Source organism: Amycolatopsis sp. BJA-103 (genome assembly GCF_002849735.1).
In the GTDB taxonomy this organism is placed as follows: domain Bacteria; phylum Actinomycetota; class Actinomycetes; order Mycobacteriales; family Pseudonocardiaceae; genus Amycolatopsis.
The window spans coordinates 6,354,711-6,370,464 of the sequence record NZ_CP017780.1; the positions used below are offsets into that span (position 1 = coordinate 6,354,711).

Genomic DNA, 15,754 nt, shown 5'->3' on the forward strand with positions numbered 1-15,754 from the left:
CTGAAGGGGCCCTTCACCGCATGCGATGCGGTGAAGGGCCCCTTCGTCGCGTGAGATGAGGGGAAGGGCCCCTTCAGCGGCAGGCCGGGATCTCCGGCGTGACCGGGGCGGCGGCCGGGCCGACGGCGAGAACGAAGGACAAGATCGTCTTCAGGAGCATGGCGCCGAGGCTAGGGCGGGCGAGCCAGCCGGTCCCTGGGGAAACCCGCAAGGTTCATACGAACTACCGCAACTAGAGGACGACTCGCGGGAGCTGGGCGACGCCGTCGGGGTCCAGAGCCAGCCGCACGGTGTCCCCTGGGCGCAGATCGGCGGTCACCGGCGCGACGGCGTCCACAGTGGACAGGTCGCCGATCGTGACCACGAGCCGGACGTGCTCTCGCCGGTGCACCACGGCGGTGACCTCGGCCTCGACGCCTTCCGCGGCAACCCGCAGACCATGCGGCCGCAGCCCCAGCCGTACCGCGCCATCCTTGACGTCGGGCAGGACGACCTCGCCGAGCGCGCTCCGCACCGTCCCGCCGGCCGCCTCGCCGTCGACGAACGTGGTGACGCCGAGGAACCGCGCCACCCCCTCGTCCACCGGCTGCCGCCAGACCCGGCGCACCGCGCCCTCCTGCCGGATCTCGCCGTCGTCGAGGACGGCGACACGGTCCGCGAGGGTGAACGCCTCTTCCTGATCGTGCGTGACCAGCAACGCGGTGATCTTGCTGCGCCGCAACAAAGCCGCGAGATCGATCGCCAGCTGCTCGCGCAGTCCGGCGTCCAAACCGGACAGTGGTTCGTCCAGCAGCAGGAGCCGCGGTTCCGGTGCCAGCGCACGGGCCAACGCGACCCGTTGCGCCTGTCCGCCGGACAGTTCGGTGACCCTCCGCCGCTCGTAACCGGTGAGCCCGACCAGGTCGAGCAGCGCCCGGACGCGTTCCGCGTGTTCGGCGCGCGGGACGTCGTGCATCCGCAGGCCGAACGCGATGTTCGAGGCGACGTCCTTATGCGGGAACAGCTGCCCGTCCTGGAACACCAGCCCGAACCCCCGCCGGTGCACGGGGACGCCGGAGAGGTCCTCACCGTCCCACCGCACGGTCCCCGACGTCAGCGGCTCCAGACCGGTGATCGCCCGCAGCAGCGTCGACTTCCCCGAACCGGACGGGCCGAGCAGCGCCAGGACCTCGCCGTCGGCGATGTCCAGCCCGGCGTCCTTCACGGCCGGATGAGATCCATAGTGGACAGTCAAATCCCGTACCGACAGCGACACTAGAACTCCCCTACCGAATTCTGCCCGCGGACCGCGCCGAACCGGTCGATCAGCACCACCGCCACCACGGTCACGATCATGAGCAGCGCGCAGGCCGCGTAGGCCATCTGGTTGTTCAGCTCGCCCGGCCGAGAGATCAGCGTCGCGACGGCGACGGGCAGCGTCGGCGCGTCCGGCCTGGCCAGGAAGCTCGTCGCGCCGAACTCGCCGAGCGCGACCACGTAACCGAAACCGGCGGCCGCGACCAGCGAACGCGCCGTCAACGGGAGATCGATCTCCCGCCACACCCGGCCGGGGCTCGCGCCGAGGGTCGACGCGGCCTGCCGGAGCCGGACGTCGACCGACCGCAGCACCGGCAGCACCATCCGCACGATCAACGGGATGATCACCAGCGCCTGCGCGAGCGGGACCAGCAGTGGTGACGTCCGCAGATCTCCCGGCAGCGCGTCGAGCGTGACGAGGTAGCCGAAACCGACGGTCACCGCGGACACGCCCAGCGGCAGCATCAGCGCCGCGTCCATCGTCTCGCCCATCCCCCGCGCCAGCCTGCCCGGTGTGCGGCGCAGCGCCACCAGCACGACCGAGGCCAGTACCCCGACGATCATCGCGAGCAGGGTCGCGTCGAACGCCGTCCGCAGCGACATCGACGCCGCGTCCCAGCCCGAAACCTGCAGCGCGCCACGGGATCCCTGACCGGCGAGGGCTTCGTACCCGGCGAGGCTCCAACCGTCCGAAGTGGACACGGACTCGAGGAGCAGCGCCACGATCGGCGTCATCAGGAGCGCGATCACCGCGAGACCGGCGGAGACCGCCCACCACTCGCCGCCCCTGGGCCGCCGCGCGGTCTCGCTCCGCGAACGCAGCCGGACCGCGTTCTCCCTGCGTCGTCTCGCCAGCGCCCCCACGACCAGCGCGGCGACGACGGCGGCGAACTGCACCAGCGACAGCGCGGCCGCGCCGGAGAGGTCGAGCAGGTCGACCGTGCGCAGGTAGATCTCGGTCTCCAGGGTCCGGAACTTCGACCCGCCGAGAATGAGCACGACCCCGAAACTGGTGGCGCAGAACAAGAACACCACCGCCGCCGAGGAAGCGATCGCCGGACCGAGCGCGGGTAGCGTCACCGACCGGAAGGCACGCCACGGCGACGCGCCCAGCGCCCGCGCCGCGTCCACGGTGCGCGGGTCGAGATGGCTCCACAGCCCGGAAACCGTACGCGCGACGACGGCGACGTTGAAGAAGGCGTTGGCCAGTACCAGCGGCAGCAGGCCGCCGTCGGGCCAGAGCGCGCGGAACGCCAGGCCGACCACGACGGTCGGCAGCACGAACGGCACCAGCACGAGGGTCCGGACCAGCGAGACACCCGGCAGCCGCACCCGCGCGAGCAGGAACGCGACCGGCAAACCCGCGAGCACCGCGACGATCGTCGAAACCCCGGCGCTGGCGACGGTGAACCCCGCGAGCTTCCAGGTCAGCGGGTCGCCGATGGCCGTACCGACCCCGCCGGAACCGAAACCCCGGCCGATGATCGCCGCGACCGGCCAGGCGAAGAACACCACGAGGAAACCGAGCGGCAGCACGGCGAGTGCGGCCAGCCCGGCGCCCCGATAAGTCAGCCTGGGCGCACTCAGCCTTCGAGTAGCGTGCGCCACTGGGCGATCCACTGCTCACGCCCGGCCTGGATCTTGGCCGGTTCGAGCGTCTTCGGCTGCTGCGGCAGCGGCGCGGCCTGCGCCCAGCCCTGCGGGAGTTCGACGCCCTGGCGTGCCGGGTACACGTACATGTTGGCCGCCACGGTCACCTGGAACTGCTGGGACAGCAGGAAGTCCACGACCTTGCGGGCCTTCTCGACCTGCTTGCCGCCCGCCAGTACACCCGCGTACTCGACCTGGCGGTAGCAGGTGTCCAGCAGCGCCTTCGTGCGCGGCTTGCCGTCGTCGCCGAGTTCGGCGGCGGGCGAAGACGCGTAGGAGACGACGATCGGCCGCGGGCCCTTGCCCGAGGAACCGGAGAACTCCTTGGTGTAGGCCTCTTCCCAGCCGCTGACCGTCTTGAGACCGTTGGCCTTCAGCTGCGACCAGTACGCCTGCCAGCCCTGCTCGCCGAACTGGGCGACGGTGCCGAGCAGGAACGCCAGCCCCGGCGACGACGTCGCGGGGCTCTCGGCGACCATCAGGTCCTTGTACTTGGCGTCGGCGAGGTCCGCGAACGACTTCGGCTCGGGGATCCCCTTCTCCGCGAAGTACCGGGTGTCGACGTTGACGCAGACGTCGCCGAGGTCGACGGCGGAGAGCCGGTGCTCGGGGTCGACGGAGTAGCGCTGGGGGCCGCGATCGGCCTCCGGGCTGGTGTACTGCTCGAAAACGCCCTCGGTGAGCGCGCGGGAAGCGAACGTCGAGTCGACGCCGTACGCGACGTCACCGATCGGGTTCGCCTTGGTCAGCACCAGTTTGTTGGTCAGCGCGCCCGCGTCCCCCTGCTTGAGCACGGAGATCTTGATCCCGGACTGCCGCTCGAACGCGTCGAGGACCTCCTGCGGGGCGAGCCACGAGTCGTGCGTCACGAGCGTGACCGTCGCCGGTGCCTGCGCGTCGTTCCCCGTAGTCCCGGAGAGCGAGCAGCCCGCGGCGAGGGCGGCCACCGTGCCTGCCGCAACCAGCGTGCGGAGGGCGCGTTTCATCTAGCCTCCTGCGTTTTTTCAAGGGGGACCCGTGGCAAACGTGCAGCGTAGCCGACGGCGTACCACCATGGAGTCATGGCGGAAATCTTGAACGACAAGCAGGCGGACGAGGCCGTGACGAAGCTCTCGGGCTGGACCCGCGACGGCGTCACCATCGAGCGGACGGCGAAGCTGGCGAGCTTCCCGAAAGCCATCGAAGCGGTGGACAAGATCGCCGAACTCGCGGAGGCGGCCGACCACCATCCCGACATCGACATCCGCTGGCGGACGGTGACGTTCCGGCTCAGCACGCACTCCGCCGGAGGGCTGACGGAGAAGGACTTCGCGCTCGCGTCGCAGATCGACGGGGTACTCGCCGATATGTGACGTCCGTGACGACCGCGCCACGACTCCGCTTCCCGGGCGTCTACCCAGTACGACCGACGAGAAAAGGACGAGTGATGACACAGGCGATCGTGGTGGGGTTCTCCGCATTCGGCGCGATGGTGGCGGCCGCTGCCGGAGTGCTTTGGTACACGGCGCGAGATCGGCGTCACCAACACGATCAGTGATCTTCGCCACACTGGCGCGCGTGAAGTAACGCTGACCCTGATCAACGCGCTGTTCCCGGCGGACCTGTCGCTTCTCTCCCCCGGGGAACCGCCGTGAACAACGCCTCCATCACCGCCGCCCAGCGCGTCTGGGTGACCGTCTTCGCCACCGCCGTCACGCTGCTGACGATCATCGTGCTCGGCCTTCTCGGCTAGCCCCTTTCAGCCCGGGTAGGCCTCGCGGGCGGCGACAAGCTCCGAAAGGTGCTTCGCCGCCCACTCGCGGCATGCCTCCATCGGCGCGAACAACGTCCGGCCGAGCGGAGTGAGTTCGTACTCCACTCGCGGCGGCGTCTCGTCGTACGCCGTCCGCGTGATCATGCCGTCGCGCTCCAGGGCCCTGAGGGTCTCCGTGAGGACCTTCGACGTGACGCCCCTCAGCGGCACCCTCAGTTCGGTGAACCGGCGCGGTCCCTCTTCCAGGCAGAGCACGACCAGGCCGGCCCACTTGTCGCCGATCCTGAACGGCGTGAGATTCGACGGGCACTCGGGCGCGAACATGTCCGCTTCCAGTGGCTTCACCCGTCCGAAGTTACCCGAGCGGTTTGGCCCAGCCCGCCAGCTCGGCCGCGGCGTCGTCGTAGGCGAGTGAGCCGGTGGACATCGCGATCACCAGGTCGTACGCGTCGTCTTCCGGCGCGTCGAGGTCGTGACCGTTGAGCCCGTAGAAGACGAACGTCGCCATCCAGGCCAGGCGCTTGTTGCCGTCGATGAGCGCGTGGTTGCGCACGACGGACTCCAGCAGCACCGCCGCTTTCTCGTGCAGCGTCGGATACGCGTCCCGGCCCATCAACGAGGCCTGCGGCCGGTGCGCGGCCGAGTCGAGCAGCCCGAGATCGCGGATCTTGGGCACCCGGAGATCTTCCGCGAGCGCCAGGAGGTCTTCGACGGTGAGATACTCGATCACTGGGCGAGACGGTCGAGCAGAGCGGCGTAGCGCTCCCGGCCGTCCTTGGACAGCACCCGGACCCTGTCGTCACGGACACGACGGCCTGCCGCCTCGGTGATGGCGCGAACGGTGGCTTCGTGCTTGCTCACGCCGTCGGCCTCAGCCAGCAGGGCGAGAGCGCGCTCTTGCTCGTCGTTCAACCTCAGGGTCATGGCCATGGGCTGATGATACCACTCTGGTAGCACCCTCCTTCGCGTATTTTCACCGCGTGAGCATCGAGACCCTGGGCGACGCCGAGTACCGGCGCGTGTGGGACCGCTTCCGCGCGGAATTCGCCTTCCGGCCCAGTACCGACCGCTTCGAATGGCCGGGGATCGACGAGCCCGCGGGGGCGGTGACCTGGAGTCTGTCCGCCCTCGACGAAGACCCGGGATATCTGCTGCTGGACCGGATGGTCTCCGTGGTTCAGCGCGGGCTGGCCTCGTGTGCCGACGAGTTGTACGCGCTCGACTGGCAGCACGAGTCGTACCGGTTCGCGACCGCGGCGAAGGACTGGCCGCTCAGCCCGTTCCCCGACGGCGACTACTACCTCTACCTGACGCCGGACTTCCGGCTCGGCACCTTCGGGCACCCTTGGGAGTACACGATCTGCGTGTTCGGCGACGAACTGGTGTCCGCGATTTCGGCGGAAGTCACCTTGATCCTCGGCAAACCGCTACGCAGGTCTGCGTAGGCCCGATTGCCGCTTCCGGGCCGACGCCCCGAGCGGCTCCGAGCGGGACTCTTCAGTGGTCGAAAACCCAGTGAGGAGTCCCACCATGAACCGTTCCACCGCCGCCGTCGCCAACGCTTTCTTCCTCTTCGCCGGCGTCGCCGGGCTGATCATCCAGATCGCCTCGGGCGTCCCCGGATTCCCGGACATCCCGCCCGGCCCGTTCATCCTCGGCGTGACCGGGATCCTCGTGCTGACCCTGGCCGCCAAGTACCGCTGGATCCTGTTCCTCGGCGTCGCCGCGCCACTGTTCATCCTGGTCGGCGCCCTGCTCGAAGGCTCCTTCTGGGGACGGCTCGCCGACGTGGGCGACTTCGGCCCCTTCGTCGGGACCGTGCTGCTGATCGGCGGGCTGATCGGGGCCATCGCCTGCGGCGGCGTCGCGCTGGCCCAGGCCTACCGCCACACCACCGTGGGCTGAACCGGAAAAAGGGGACGATCGGAGGTTGCTCTGGCGGCCCGGCGACTATTGGCTACTCGAACGAAGGTCGTTCGAGAAGTGAGGGGTGTTCCATGGCAGGTCTGCGCAGGCGTGAGGTGCTCGCGGGTGCGGTGGCTCTGGCGGGCGCGGCGACGATCGGGTTGAACCCCGGCACCGCCGCCGCGGCCACGCAGCAGCGTCCGGGCGCGCAGTTCCCGCCGTCGCTGGACTTCGGCGACTACCCCGTGATCGCGCGGGTGCGGTCGCGGCGGGCGCTGGAGCATCTTCGGGTGCTCAGCGACAAGATCGGCCCCCGGATCGCCGGCACCGAAGGCGAACTGCGCGCCAAGGACTACATCGCGAAGGTGCTGCGAGAGCTGCGCTACCAGGTCACGCTGCAGCCGTTCCCGATCGCCGACAAGTTCCTGGGCGGCCTGTCGGTCGGACGTGACAGCTGGCAGACCGGCTCGTCACCGCAGGGCGCGCAGGACGTCACGCGTGAGGCGGTCGTCGTCGACGCCGGTGACGGGACCACCCTTCCGGACGACCTGACCGGCAAGATCGTGCTGATCGCGGCCGTGACGAACAAGGCCGACGCGTACCTGACGGCCGCGCAGCGCGGCGCCGTCGCCGTGCTGATCGGCCGGATCGGCGCCGACCCCGCGCGCAAACTGTCCGCCTTCTCCCCGACGCTGGCCACCCCGGTCACCGTCCCGGTGCTCGGCCTGGCGCAGGTGCAGGTGGAGCGGCTACGCGAACGGCTCGCCAAGGGCTCGGTCAAGGTGAAGGCGACGGCCACCCACCACAAGAACCTGACGTCGTACAACGTCATCGCCGAGCGGCCCGCCACCTTCCCCGGCAAGGACAACGGCGTGGTCATGGTGACCGCGCACTACGACAGCGTCCCTGGCTCCCCCGGCGCGAACGACGACGGCAGCGGCACCGTGCTGTGCCTGGAACTGGCGCGTGTCCTCCGGTACCTGCCGACGAACAAGACACTGCGGTTCGCGCTGTGGGGCTCGGAGGAATACGGGCTGATCGGTTCGCGGCACTACGTCTCGAACCTGACCGACCCGGAAGCGAAGCGGATCGCGGGCTGCTTCCAGAACGACATGGTCGCCACCAGCTGGGACCCGGCGATCACCTACTGGCTGCTTTCGGTCGACGGTGCCGACAACGCCACGACCGCGGCCGTCAACGCCGCGGCCAAGCGGCTCGGTTACGACCCTCGGGTCAAGGGCCCGGTCGCGCGCGGTTCGAGCGACCACGTGCCGTTCTTCGAGCGCGGGATCGCGTCGGGCAACTTCAGCTGGCGTGGCGAAAGCGGCCCGGCGCTGTTGGAGCCGACCTATCACACGCCGGAAGACACCATCAAGGACAACGTTTCCCTTGAGCGGCTTCAGGTCTCGCTGGAGCTGATCGGATCGGCGGCTTACAGCCTGCTGCGGAAGTAGCGCTTCCCCCTGTCAGGAAAGGGGCTTTCAGGACACTTTTCGTCCTGAAAGCCCCTTTCCCGACACACGGGGCGGGATTGTCGGTGGCGGCTGCTTCGATGACGCCATGAGCACCGTGCACGAGGTTCTCGGGGAGGTTTGACGAGTAGGTCACCGGCCAACCTCACGTCCTCAATCTCGACAGGAGCGGCACATGCTCCACGCTGTTCGGTGTTCGGTCAATACCGAACACCGAACAGTCGCTCCGTGCAGCGAACCGCGCGGCGCAAGTTGCGCCCCGGAAAGGGTCAGACGTTGAAGCGGAACTCCACCACGTCGCCGTCCGACATGATGTAGTCCTTGCCTTCCATCCGCACCTTGCCCGCGGACCGGGCGGCGGCCATGGAACCGTTCTCGATCAGGTCGTCGTACGAGACGACCTCGGCCTTGATGAAACCGCGCTCGAAGTCGGTGTGGATCACGCCGGCGGCCTGCGGGGCGGTCGCGCCCTGCGGGATCGTCCAGGCGCGCGACTCCTTGGGGCCCGCGGTCAGGTAGGTCTGCAGGCCGAGGGTGTGGAAACCGGCGCGGGCGAGCGAGTACAGGCCTGGCTCGTGCTGGCCGACGGACTCCAGCAGCTCGCGCACGGAGTCCTCGTCGTCCAGTTCCAGCAGCTCGAACTCGACCTTCGCGTCGAGGAACACCGCGTCCGCGGGGGCGACCATCTTGGCCAGCTCTTCGCGACGAGCGTCGTCGGTGAGGATTCCCTCGTCGGCGTTGAAGACGTAGAGGAACGGCTTCGTGGTGAGCAGGCTCAGCTCGCGCAGAGCCTCGAAGTCGACCTCCTTCTGCGCTTGGAACAGGGTCCGGCCCGAGTCGAGAATCTCCTTGGCCTTGACCGCGTTGTCGAGGGCGGGCTTGGCTTCCTTCTTGGTACGCGCTTCCTTCTCGAGCCGGTGCAGCGCCTTGTCGAGCGTCTGCAGGTCGGCGAGGATCAGCTCGGTGTTGATCGTCTCGATGTCGCTCGCCGGGTCGATCCGGTCGTCGACGTGGATCACGTCCGGGTCGTCGAATACCCGCACGACCTGGCAGATCGCGTTCGCCTCGCGGATGTTCGCGAGGAACTTGTTGCCGAGCCCGGCCCCCTCGGAGGCGCCCTTCACGATGCCCGCGATGTCCACAAAGGACACAACAGCGGGCACGGTCCGCTCGGAGCCGAACACCTTGGCGAGTTCGTCCAGGCGCGGGTCCGGGAGCGGGACGACGCCGACGTTGGGCTCGATCGTCGCGAACGGGTAGTTCGCGGCGAGCACGTCGTTGCGGGTCAGCGCGTTGAACAGGGTGGACTTGCCGACGTTGGGCAGGCCGACGATGCCGAGGGTGAGACTCACGGGCCAGAAGTCTACGTGCCGCCCGCGACCCCATCCGCCGAGGCCCGGATCGCGGTGTCGGATTTCCGCCAGCCGACCCCGCGACCTGGTGGCACGATCGATGTCATGACCGAGCAGACCTTGGCCGAACGGGCCGTGTGGCGCGACACCGAACGGTGTTACCGCGCCGTCGCCGCCCGTGATTCCCGGTTCGACGGCCAGTTCATCATGGCGGTCCGCACCACCGGGATCTACTGCCGCCCGTCCTGCCCCGCGTCGACGCCGAAGCAGCAGAACGTCCGCTTCTACCCGACGTCGGCCGCGGCGCAGTCGAACGGCTTCCGTGCCTGCCGCCGCTGCCTCCCCGACGCCGTCCCCGGCTCGCCCGACTGGGACATCCGGGCCGACCTCGCCGCGCGGGCGATGCGGCTCATCTCGGACGGGACCGTCGAACGCGACGGTGTGCCGGGGCTCGCGCGACGGCTCGGCTATTCCGAACGTCAGCTCGGGCGTGTCCTCACCGCGGAACTCGGTGCCGGACCGCTCGCGCTGGCCAGGGCGCACCGGGCGCACTCGGCGCGGCTGCTGATCGAGATGTCCGGCCTTCCGCTGACCGACGTCGCGTTCGCGGCGGGTTTCTCCAGCGTCCGCCAGTTCAACGAGACGATCCGCGAGGTGTTCGCGACGACGCCTTCGCAGCTTCGCGCGGCGAGCCTGCGTCGCGGACGTCGCAAGGCCGACGAGACACCGACCGGGACCCGGCTGAGCCTGCGGCTGCCGTTCCGCAAGCCGTTCGACGCGGCCGGGGTGCTGGAGTTCCTGGCCGTCCGGGCCGTCCCCGGCGTCGAGCACGTGACGCGCGACGATTCCGGCGTGACCGCCTATGCCCGCACGCTGCGGCTCGCACACGGCGTCGGCGTGGTGCGGCTGACGACGAAGGACGACCACGTCCTTTGCGACCTGCGGCTCGCCGACCTGCGTGACCTCAGCAGCGCCGTGGCCAGGGTGCGGCGGCTGCTGGACCTCGACGCCGACCCCGAGGCGGTCACGCGGGTCCTCGGGGCCGACCCGGCGCTCGCGCCGCTGGTCGAGGCGATCCCCGGCATCCGGGTGCCGGGCGCGGTCGACGGGGACGAACTCGTGCTGCGCGCGCTGCTGTCCCCGGCCGAGGCGGCGTCGCTCGCCGACACCCTCGGCGAGCGTGTGCCCAACTGCGACGAATCGCTGGAAGGGGTGACCACGGTGTTCCCGACGGCGGCCGTGGTCGCCGAACACGGTCCGGAGCGGATCGCCGCCGTGGCCGCCGCGCTGGCGGACGGCGTTTCGGTCCACGTCGGCCGCGATCCCGAGGAGTTGCGGGAGGAACTGCTGGCACTCCCGGGAATCGGGCCCCGGACCGCGGACTACGTCCTGATGCGCGTCCTGGGCGCGCCGGACGTCCTGCTGACCGGTGATCCGGCGCTGCGCCGGGGAGCGGCCGCGCTGGGGATCGCCGACGACGAAAAGACGCTGGCCGAACGCGGGCGGGCCTGGCAGCCCTGGTCCTCGTATGCCGGCATGTACCTGTGGCGCGCTTGAAAGGGAGACGATGAGCATCGCGTACTGGTCCACAATGGACACAAAGATCGGGCCGTTCACCGCCGTGGTGGCGGAGGACGGGGCCGTACTCGCCTCGGGCTGGACCGGCGACGTCGGCGAACTGACACCGCTGATCTCGCCGTCGCTGGCCCCCGGCGAGGTGAAGCAGCGACAGGACCTGGGACCGGTGAGCGCCGCGATCCGCCGGTACCACGACGGCGACCTGGACGCGGTCGCCGACGTCGAGGTGCGGCAGCGGTCCGGCGCTTTCCGGGAGCACGCTTGGGAAATCCTGCGGAAGGTGCCCGCCGGTGAGCCGGTGAGCTATGCGGAGTACGCGACGCTGGCGGGCAATCCGGCGGCGGTGCGGGCGGCCGCGTCGGCGTGCGCGAAGAACGCCGCGGCGTTGTTCGTGCCGTGTCACCGCGTGGTGCGGACCGGCGGCGGCGTGGGGAACTTCCGGTGGGGTGTCCCGGCGAAGCAGTGGCTGCTGACCCACGAAGCCGCCTGAGTGCCCCTCTCGCGAATGCTATGAAAGGCCCGTTACTTGCAAATTTTGCAAGTAACGGGCCTTTCATAGCGCGCGCTGAGCGGGTCAGGCGGCGTGGATTTCGACCGAGGAGCCCGTACGCGCCTTCCGGATCCGCAGCCGGGTTGGGATCCGCTGCCGCAGTTCCTCCACGTGCGACACCAGCCCGACCACCCGGCCACCGGCGCGAAGCTCGTCGAGGATGTTCATGACGATGTCGAGCGTCTCGGCGTCCAGCGTGCCGAAACCCTCGTCGATGAACAGCGTGTCCAGTAGCGCCCCACCTGTCTCGGCGGCGACGACGTCGGCAAGGCCCAGCGCCAGTGAGAGCGACGCGAGGAAGGACTCGCCGCCGGAGAGCGTCTTCGCGGGCCGGACGGTGCCGGAGTAGTCGTCGAGCACGTCGAGCCCGAGCCCGCCGCGAGTGCCCCGGGCACCGGCCGCGTCGGAGTGCACGAAGGAATACCGGCCCTGGCTCATCGTCCGCAGGCGGGCGGTCGCCGCGACCGCGACCTCTTCCAGTCTCGCGGCGAGCACGTACGAGCGCAGCGACATCTTCCGCGCGTTCTGCCCGCGCCCGTTGACGACCTCGGCCAGCGCCTTCAGTTCGAGGTACCGCTCTTCGACCGGCGCCAGCCCCGCCATCAGGGACGCCATCCGCTCGGCCACGCCGGTCAGGTCGGTGTGCCGGGACGTGGCCGTGCGCAGCGCCGCGAAAGCCTGCTCGGCTTCGCCCTGGGTTTTCCGCGCCGCCTCTTCGGAGGCCACGACGTCGATCTCGTCCTCGGGCGAGATGCCGAAGAGTTCCGGCGCCGCCAACGCGCGCCGCTCGGACTCCTCCATCACCTTCGCGTCGGCGAGGCTGGTCTCCAGTTTCGTGATCTGCTCGTCCGGCCGTGACGCGGCCCGCATCGCGTCGAGATCCGCGAAACCCTTGGCCTGCAAGGCCTTCTCGACGAGTTTCGCCTGCTCGTCGCGACGCTCGCGGGCACCCACGACACCGAGCCGCGCTTCGGCGAGCGCGTCGAGGCGGGTCGCGAAACCGAGCAGGTGCCGCCGCCGGGCGGCGACGTCGGCGAACTCGCCGCGCGCGCTTTCCAGCCGTCGTTCCCGTTCGGCCAGCCGTTCCGTGAGACCCCGGACCTCGGTCGCGGCCTCGGCCGCCCGCTGCCCGGTCACGCGACGGCGTTCGGTCAGCTGCTCGGTCTTCCGTTCCAGTTCGAGGAGCTGCTTCTCCAGCACGGACTTGCGACGAGCCTTTTCCGACAGCGACGCGCCCAGCTCCCGCGCCTCGCCGAGTTCGGCCCGCAGCGCCTCGGCGGTGCGCTCGCGCAACCGCTCGACCAGCGTCTTAAGCCGTCCTTCGGCTTCCAGCAGCGAGGCTTTCGCCTTCTCCCGCCGATTGTCGGCCTGCTGCTCGGCGGCTTCGGCGCGGCGTTCGTCCTCGGGATCGACGAGGCCACCGGTGTGCGTGGCGGGCGCCGGATGCTCGGTCGCGCCGCACACCGGGCAGTCCTCACCCGCGGCCAGGCCGGCGGCGAGTTCGGCCGCCATCCCGTCGAGGCGGCGCTCACGCAGGTCCAGACGATGCTGCCGCGCCTGCTGGTGGGCGTCGACGGCGTCGCGGACCAGTCCACGAGCCTGCTCGACGGCCTGCTTCGCCCGAGGCACCTCATCGGCGTCCCGGACCAGTGCGGTCAACTCGTCGAAACGGGTGCGGACGCCTTCGAGTTTCGCCTCGGCTTCGGCGGCCGCGAGCGCCTCGGCACGCAACACCGTGACCTTCTCCGGCACGGATTCGAGTTCGGCGACGAGTTCCTCGGCCTGCTCCTCCGCCTCCTTCGCGACGGTGCTCAGCTGATCTCGGCGGACCAGATCCCGTTGCTGCTGCTCGCCTTCGGCCACGAGTTCGGCCAGCGCGCCCGCTTCTTCGCGCAGCCCGCCGGCACGGGCGCGGAGTTCGGCGGCGGAACTGTCCGCGGCGTCCGGCACTTCCCGGGTCCGGAGCGCTTCCGCGGCCTCCGCCTCGGCGAGCTGGTTCGAGCGGCGTTCGAGCTGATCGGCCTCAGCGGCGACGCCTGCCGCACGATGGGCCGCTTCGACCTCTTCCGCCCACTCCGCGCGCTGATCCGCCTGCTCGGCGATCGCCGAAAGACGCGTGTACGCGGTGCGCACCCGGCGGATGCGCTCGGCGGTGGACCGGTTCTCCTGCCACACGGCCTCGGCCGTCTTCGCGGCCTTACGCGCCTTCTCTTCCTGTCCTCGTGCCTGGGCCACAAGCTCGGCGGACTCCGCGAGGACCGCGTCGACCCACTCGGCCTGTCCCTCCTCGGGCGCCTCCTGCCGGGCGACCTGCGCGAACCGCGCGACCCACTCCCGCAGCGATTGCTGCCGCGCCTGCAGCTCACGGCCACGCTCGGCGCGCAGATCCGCGAACCAGTTTTCGACGTCGGAGAACCGCTCGGTGCCGAACAGCCGCTCCAGCAGTTCCTCGCGTTCGGCCGTGTTCGCCCGCAGGAACCGCGCGAACTCGCCCTGCGGCAGCAAGACCACCTGGAAGAACTGCTCGTGCGTCATGCCGATGAGCCGCTCGACGGTGCGCGCGACCTCGTCGATCCGCGTGATGCCTTCGGCCACGTGCCCGGCGGGCACCGTGCCGACCCAGCTCAGCACCGCCTTGGCCTGCTGGAGGGTCATCCCCTCGCCACGGCGCTTCGGCCGCTGGTACTCGGGGTTGCGCGCGATCCGCATCCGCTGGCCCTGCACGGTCAGTTCGAGGACGACCTCGGTGACATGATCCGGCTCGGCGAGATCGCAGCGCAGCCGCTTGACCTCGCCGCGAGCACCGGGGACGGTGCCGAACAACGCGAACGCGATGGCGTCGAGCAGGGTCGTCTTGCCCGCGCCGGTGTCGCCGTGCAGCAGGAACAACCCGTCGGCGCCGAGCACGTCGAAGTCCACCACCTCGCGGCCCGCGTACGGGCCGAAAGCGGCGACCTCCAACCGGTGCAACCTCATACTTCGCGCTCCCTGCCCGCGGCGCCCAGCGCTGCCAGCACGAGCCGCTCCTCGCTCTCCGTCGGCGCGGACCCGCGGCAGTCCTCGAGGAAACCGCGCGTGATCTCGACGTCGGAACGCCCGCGGACGGCTTCGGCGTACTTCAGCGCGGCTCCGGCGTGACCGCCTTCCGGCTGCCAATCCAGGTGCACGGCGTACGGGAAACGCTCGCGCAGTTTCCGCATCGCGTCGATCGGGCGGACCCGGTCGGTGATCGTAAAGGAGAGGAAATGATCGGTGAGGCCGTCGTGTTCCGGGTCCGACAGGAGATCCGCCAGCTCGCCGCTGAGCATCGCGAGCTGCCGCGGGACCGGCAGTTCGTGCCGCCGGACCTCGGCCAGCCCGTCGGCGCCGAGGTCGACCAGCCAGACGGATTTCCGTTGGCGCGTCTCGGAAAACGAATACGCCAGCGGACTGCCCGAATAGCGCAGGTGCTCGGCGAGGGTCTGCGGGCCGTGGAGGTGGCCGAGCGCGACGTAATCGACGCCGTCGAACACCGAACCCGGCACCTGCTCGACACCGCCGACCGCGATGGTCCGCTCGGATTCGGTCGGCTCGCCGCCGGTGACGAAGGCGTGCGCGAGCACCACCGACCGCGTTCCCTGCGGCCGTTCGGCGAGGTCGGCGCGGATCCGCCGCATCGCCTCGGTGAGGACGCCGGTGTGGCCGCGGGCTTCGGGAACGCCGAGGGCGTGGCGCGCGGGCTCCGGCTCGAGGTACGGGATGCCGTAGAGGGCGACGTCGCCGTGTTCGTCGGGCAGCAGCACCGGCTCGGCGATGCCGTCGATCGTGGCGCGCAGGTGCAGCCCGCCCGCCGCGGCGAATTCGGCGAACGCGCCCAGCCGCGGCGCGGAGTCGTGGTTGCCCGGCGTCATCACCAGCTGCGCCCCGGCCTGACGGAGCCTGCCGAGCGCGGTGGTGGCGACGCGGACGGCCTCCGCCGAGGGCACCGCGCGGTCGTAGATGTCGCCGGAAACGAGGACGACGTCGACCGACTCGGCGACCACGAGATCGGCGAGGTGACCGAGCACGGCTTCCTGCTCGGCGAGCAGATCGGCGCCGTGGAACGTGCGACCGATGTGCCAGTCGGACGTGTGCAGGAGCTTCACGCAGCCCAAGGTAGAGCCGCGCACCGGCCGAAGAGGGGAGGCGCGCCCTTGGCGGCACCGCGCTTTCCGACACG

16 protein-coding genes are annotated in these 15,754 nt (G+C 70.2%); 6 read left to right on the forward strand and 10 right to left on the reverse strand.

Annotated features, from left to right (window positions below):
* Nucleotides 1–73 precede the first annotated feature (73 nt).
* The 4 genes from BKN51_RS43305 to BKN51_RS27950 are packed head-to-tail and all read right to left on the reverse strand — an operon-like array spanning nucleotide 74 to nucleotide 3,932.
* Nucleotides 74–211, reverse strand: coding sequence for a hypothetical protein (locus BKN51_RS43305; protein WP_158255730.1), 138 nt, complete (start codon nucleotides 209–211; stop codon nucleotides 74–76).
* 21 nt (nucleotides 212–232) lie between these two features.
* Nucleotides 233–1,255 carry an ABC transporter ATP-binding protein gene (locus BKN51_RS27940; protein WP_101610474.1) on the reverse strand — a complete coding sequence of 341 codons (1,023 nt, stop codon included), beginning with the start codon at nucleotides 1,253–1,255 and terminating at the stop codon, nucleotides 233–235.
* Nucleotides 1,255–2,832, reverse strand: coding sequence for an ABC transporter permease (locus BKN51_RS27945; protein WP_101610475.1), 1,578 nt, complete (start codon nucleotides 2,830–2,832; stop codon nucleotides 1,255–1,257). Before BKN51_RS27945 ends, BKN51_RS27940 begins: the two co-directional genes overlap by 1 nt.
* A gap of 47 nt (nucleotides 2,833–2,879) precedes the next feature.
* Nucleotides 2,880–3,932, reverse strand: coding sequence for a thiamine ABC transporter substrate-binding protein (locus tag BKN51_RS27950; protein ID WP_101610476.1), 1,053 nt, complete (start codon nucleotides 3,930–3,932; stop codon nucleotides 2,880–2,882).
* Between the two features lie 75 nt (nucleotides 3,933–4,007).
* On the opposite strand from BKN51_RS27950, the gene BKN51_RS27955 reads away from it, so the two are divergent.
* Complete coding sequence (locus BKN51_RS27955; protein WP_101610477.1) at nucleotides 4,008–4,298, forward strand: 4a-hydroxytetrahydrobiopterin dehydratase; 291 nt, start codon at nucleotides 4,008–4,010, stop codon at nucleotides 4,296–4,298.
* A gap of 386 nt (nucleotides 4,299–4,684) precedes the next feature.
* Here BKN51_RS27955 and BKN51_RS27960 read toward each other — a convergent pair whose 3' ends face one another.
* From BKN51_RS27960 to BKN51_RS27970, 3 genes are read right to left on the reverse strand one after another with little or no spacing between them, the layout of a single operon-like run.
* Nucleotides 4,685–5,023, reverse strand: a complete 339-nt coding sequence (locus BKN51_RS27960) for a winged helix-turn-helix transcriptional regulator (RefSeq protein ID WP_101613499.1) — start codon at nucleotides 5,021–5,023, stop codon at nucleotides 4,685–4,687.
* A 31-nt stretch (nucleotides 5,024–5,054) separates the two neighbouring features.
* Nucleotides 5,055–5,429, reverse strand: a complete 375-nt coding sequence (locus tag BKN51_RS27965; protein WP_101610478.1) for a type II toxin-antitoxin system death-on-curing family toxin — start codon at nucleotides 5,427–5,429, stop codon at nucleotides 5,055–5,057.
* The gene (locus BKN51_RS27970) at nucleotides 5,426–5,629 is read right to left on the reverse strand and encodes a CopG family transcriptional regulator (RefSeq protein ID WP_101610479.1); all 204 of its coding nucleotides are present in this window, start codon (nucleotides 5,627–5,629) and stop codon (nucleotides 5,426–5,428) included. Before BKN51_RS27970 ends, BKN51_RS27965 begins: the two co-directional genes overlap by 4 nt.
* Before the next feature lie 50 nt (nucleotides 5,630–5,679).
* Between BKN51_RS27970 and BKN51_RS27975 the strand changes: the two genes are divergently transcribed.
* From BKN51_RS27975 to BKN51_RS27985, 3 genes are all read left to right on the forward strand, one after another.
* Nucleotides 5,680–6,144 (forward strand): DUF2716 domain-containing protein, encoded by a 465-nt coding sequence (locus BKN51_RS27975; RefSeq protein ID WP_101610480.1) that lies wholly within the window; start codon nucleotides 5,680–5,682, stop codon nucleotides 6,142–6,144.
* 85 nt (nucleotides 6,145–6,229) lie between these two features.
* Nucleotides 6,230–6,604 carry a hypothetical protein gene (locus tag BKN51_RS27980; protein ID WP_101610481.1) on the forward strand — a complete coding sequence of 125 codons (375 nt, stop codon included), beginning with the start codon at nucleotides 6,230–6,232 and terminating at the stop codon, nucleotides 6,602–6,604.
* 92 nt (nucleotides 6,605–6,696) lie between these two features.
* Entirely contained in the window at nucleotides 6,697–8,058 is a 1,362-nt protein-coding gene (locus tag BKN51_RS27985) for a M20/M25/M40 family metallo-hydrolase (protein ID WP_101610482.1), read from the forward strand.
* 287 nt (nucleotides 8,059–8,345) lie between these two features.
* Here BKN51_RS27985 and ychF read toward each other — a convergent pair whose 3' ends face one another.
* Nucleotides 8,346–9,428: a redox-regulated ATPase YchF gene (gene ychF, locus BKN51_RS27990; RefSeq protein ID WP_101610483.1), complete on the reverse strand. Its 1,083-nt coding sequence runs from the start codon at nucleotides 9,426–9,428 to the stop codon at nucleotides 8,346–8,348.
* Between the two features lie 105 nt (nucleotides 9,429–9,533).
* Here ychF and BKN51_RS27995 point away from each other — a divergent pair, with 105 nt between their 5' ends.
* Both BKN51_RS27995 and BKN51_RS28000 read left to right on the forward strand, forming a co-directional pair.
* The gene (locus BKN51_RS27995; RefSeq protein ID WP_101610484.1) at nucleotides 9,534–10,985 is read left to right on the forward strand and encodes a DNA-3-methyladenine glycosylase 2 family protein; all 1,452 of its coding nucleotides are present in this window, start codon (nucleotides 9,534–9,536) and stop codon (nucleotides 10,983–10,985) included.
* 10 nt (nucleotides 10,986–10,995) lie between these two features.
* Entirely contained in the window at nucleotides 10,996–11,496 is a 501-nt protein-coding gene (locus BKN51_RS28000) for a methylated-DNA--[protein]-cysteine S-methyltransferase (RefSeq protein ID WP_101610485.1), read from the forward strand.
* 84 nt (nucleotides 11,497–11,580) lie between these two features.
* Here BKN51_RS28000 and BKN51_RS28005 read toward each other — a convergent pair whose 3' ends face one another.
* Nucleotides 11,581–14,532 carry an AAA family ATPase gene (locus tag BKN51_RS28005; protein ID WP_101610486.1) on the reverse strand — a complete coding sequence of 984 codons (2,952 nt, stop codon included), beginning with the start codon at nucleotides 14,530–14,532 and terminating at the stop codon, nucleotides 11,581–11,583.
* Nucleotides 14,529–15,680: an exonuclease SbcCD subunit D gene (locus BKN51_RS28010; protein ID WP_168214407.1), complete on the reverse strand. Its 1,152-nt coding sequence runs from the start codon at nucleotides 15,678–15,680 to the stop codon at nucleotides 14,529–14,531. The genes BKN51_RS28005 and BKN51_RS28010 overlap by 4 nt, the downstream gene beginning before the upstream one ends.
* Nucleotides 15,681–15,754: the final 74 nt, after the last annotated feature.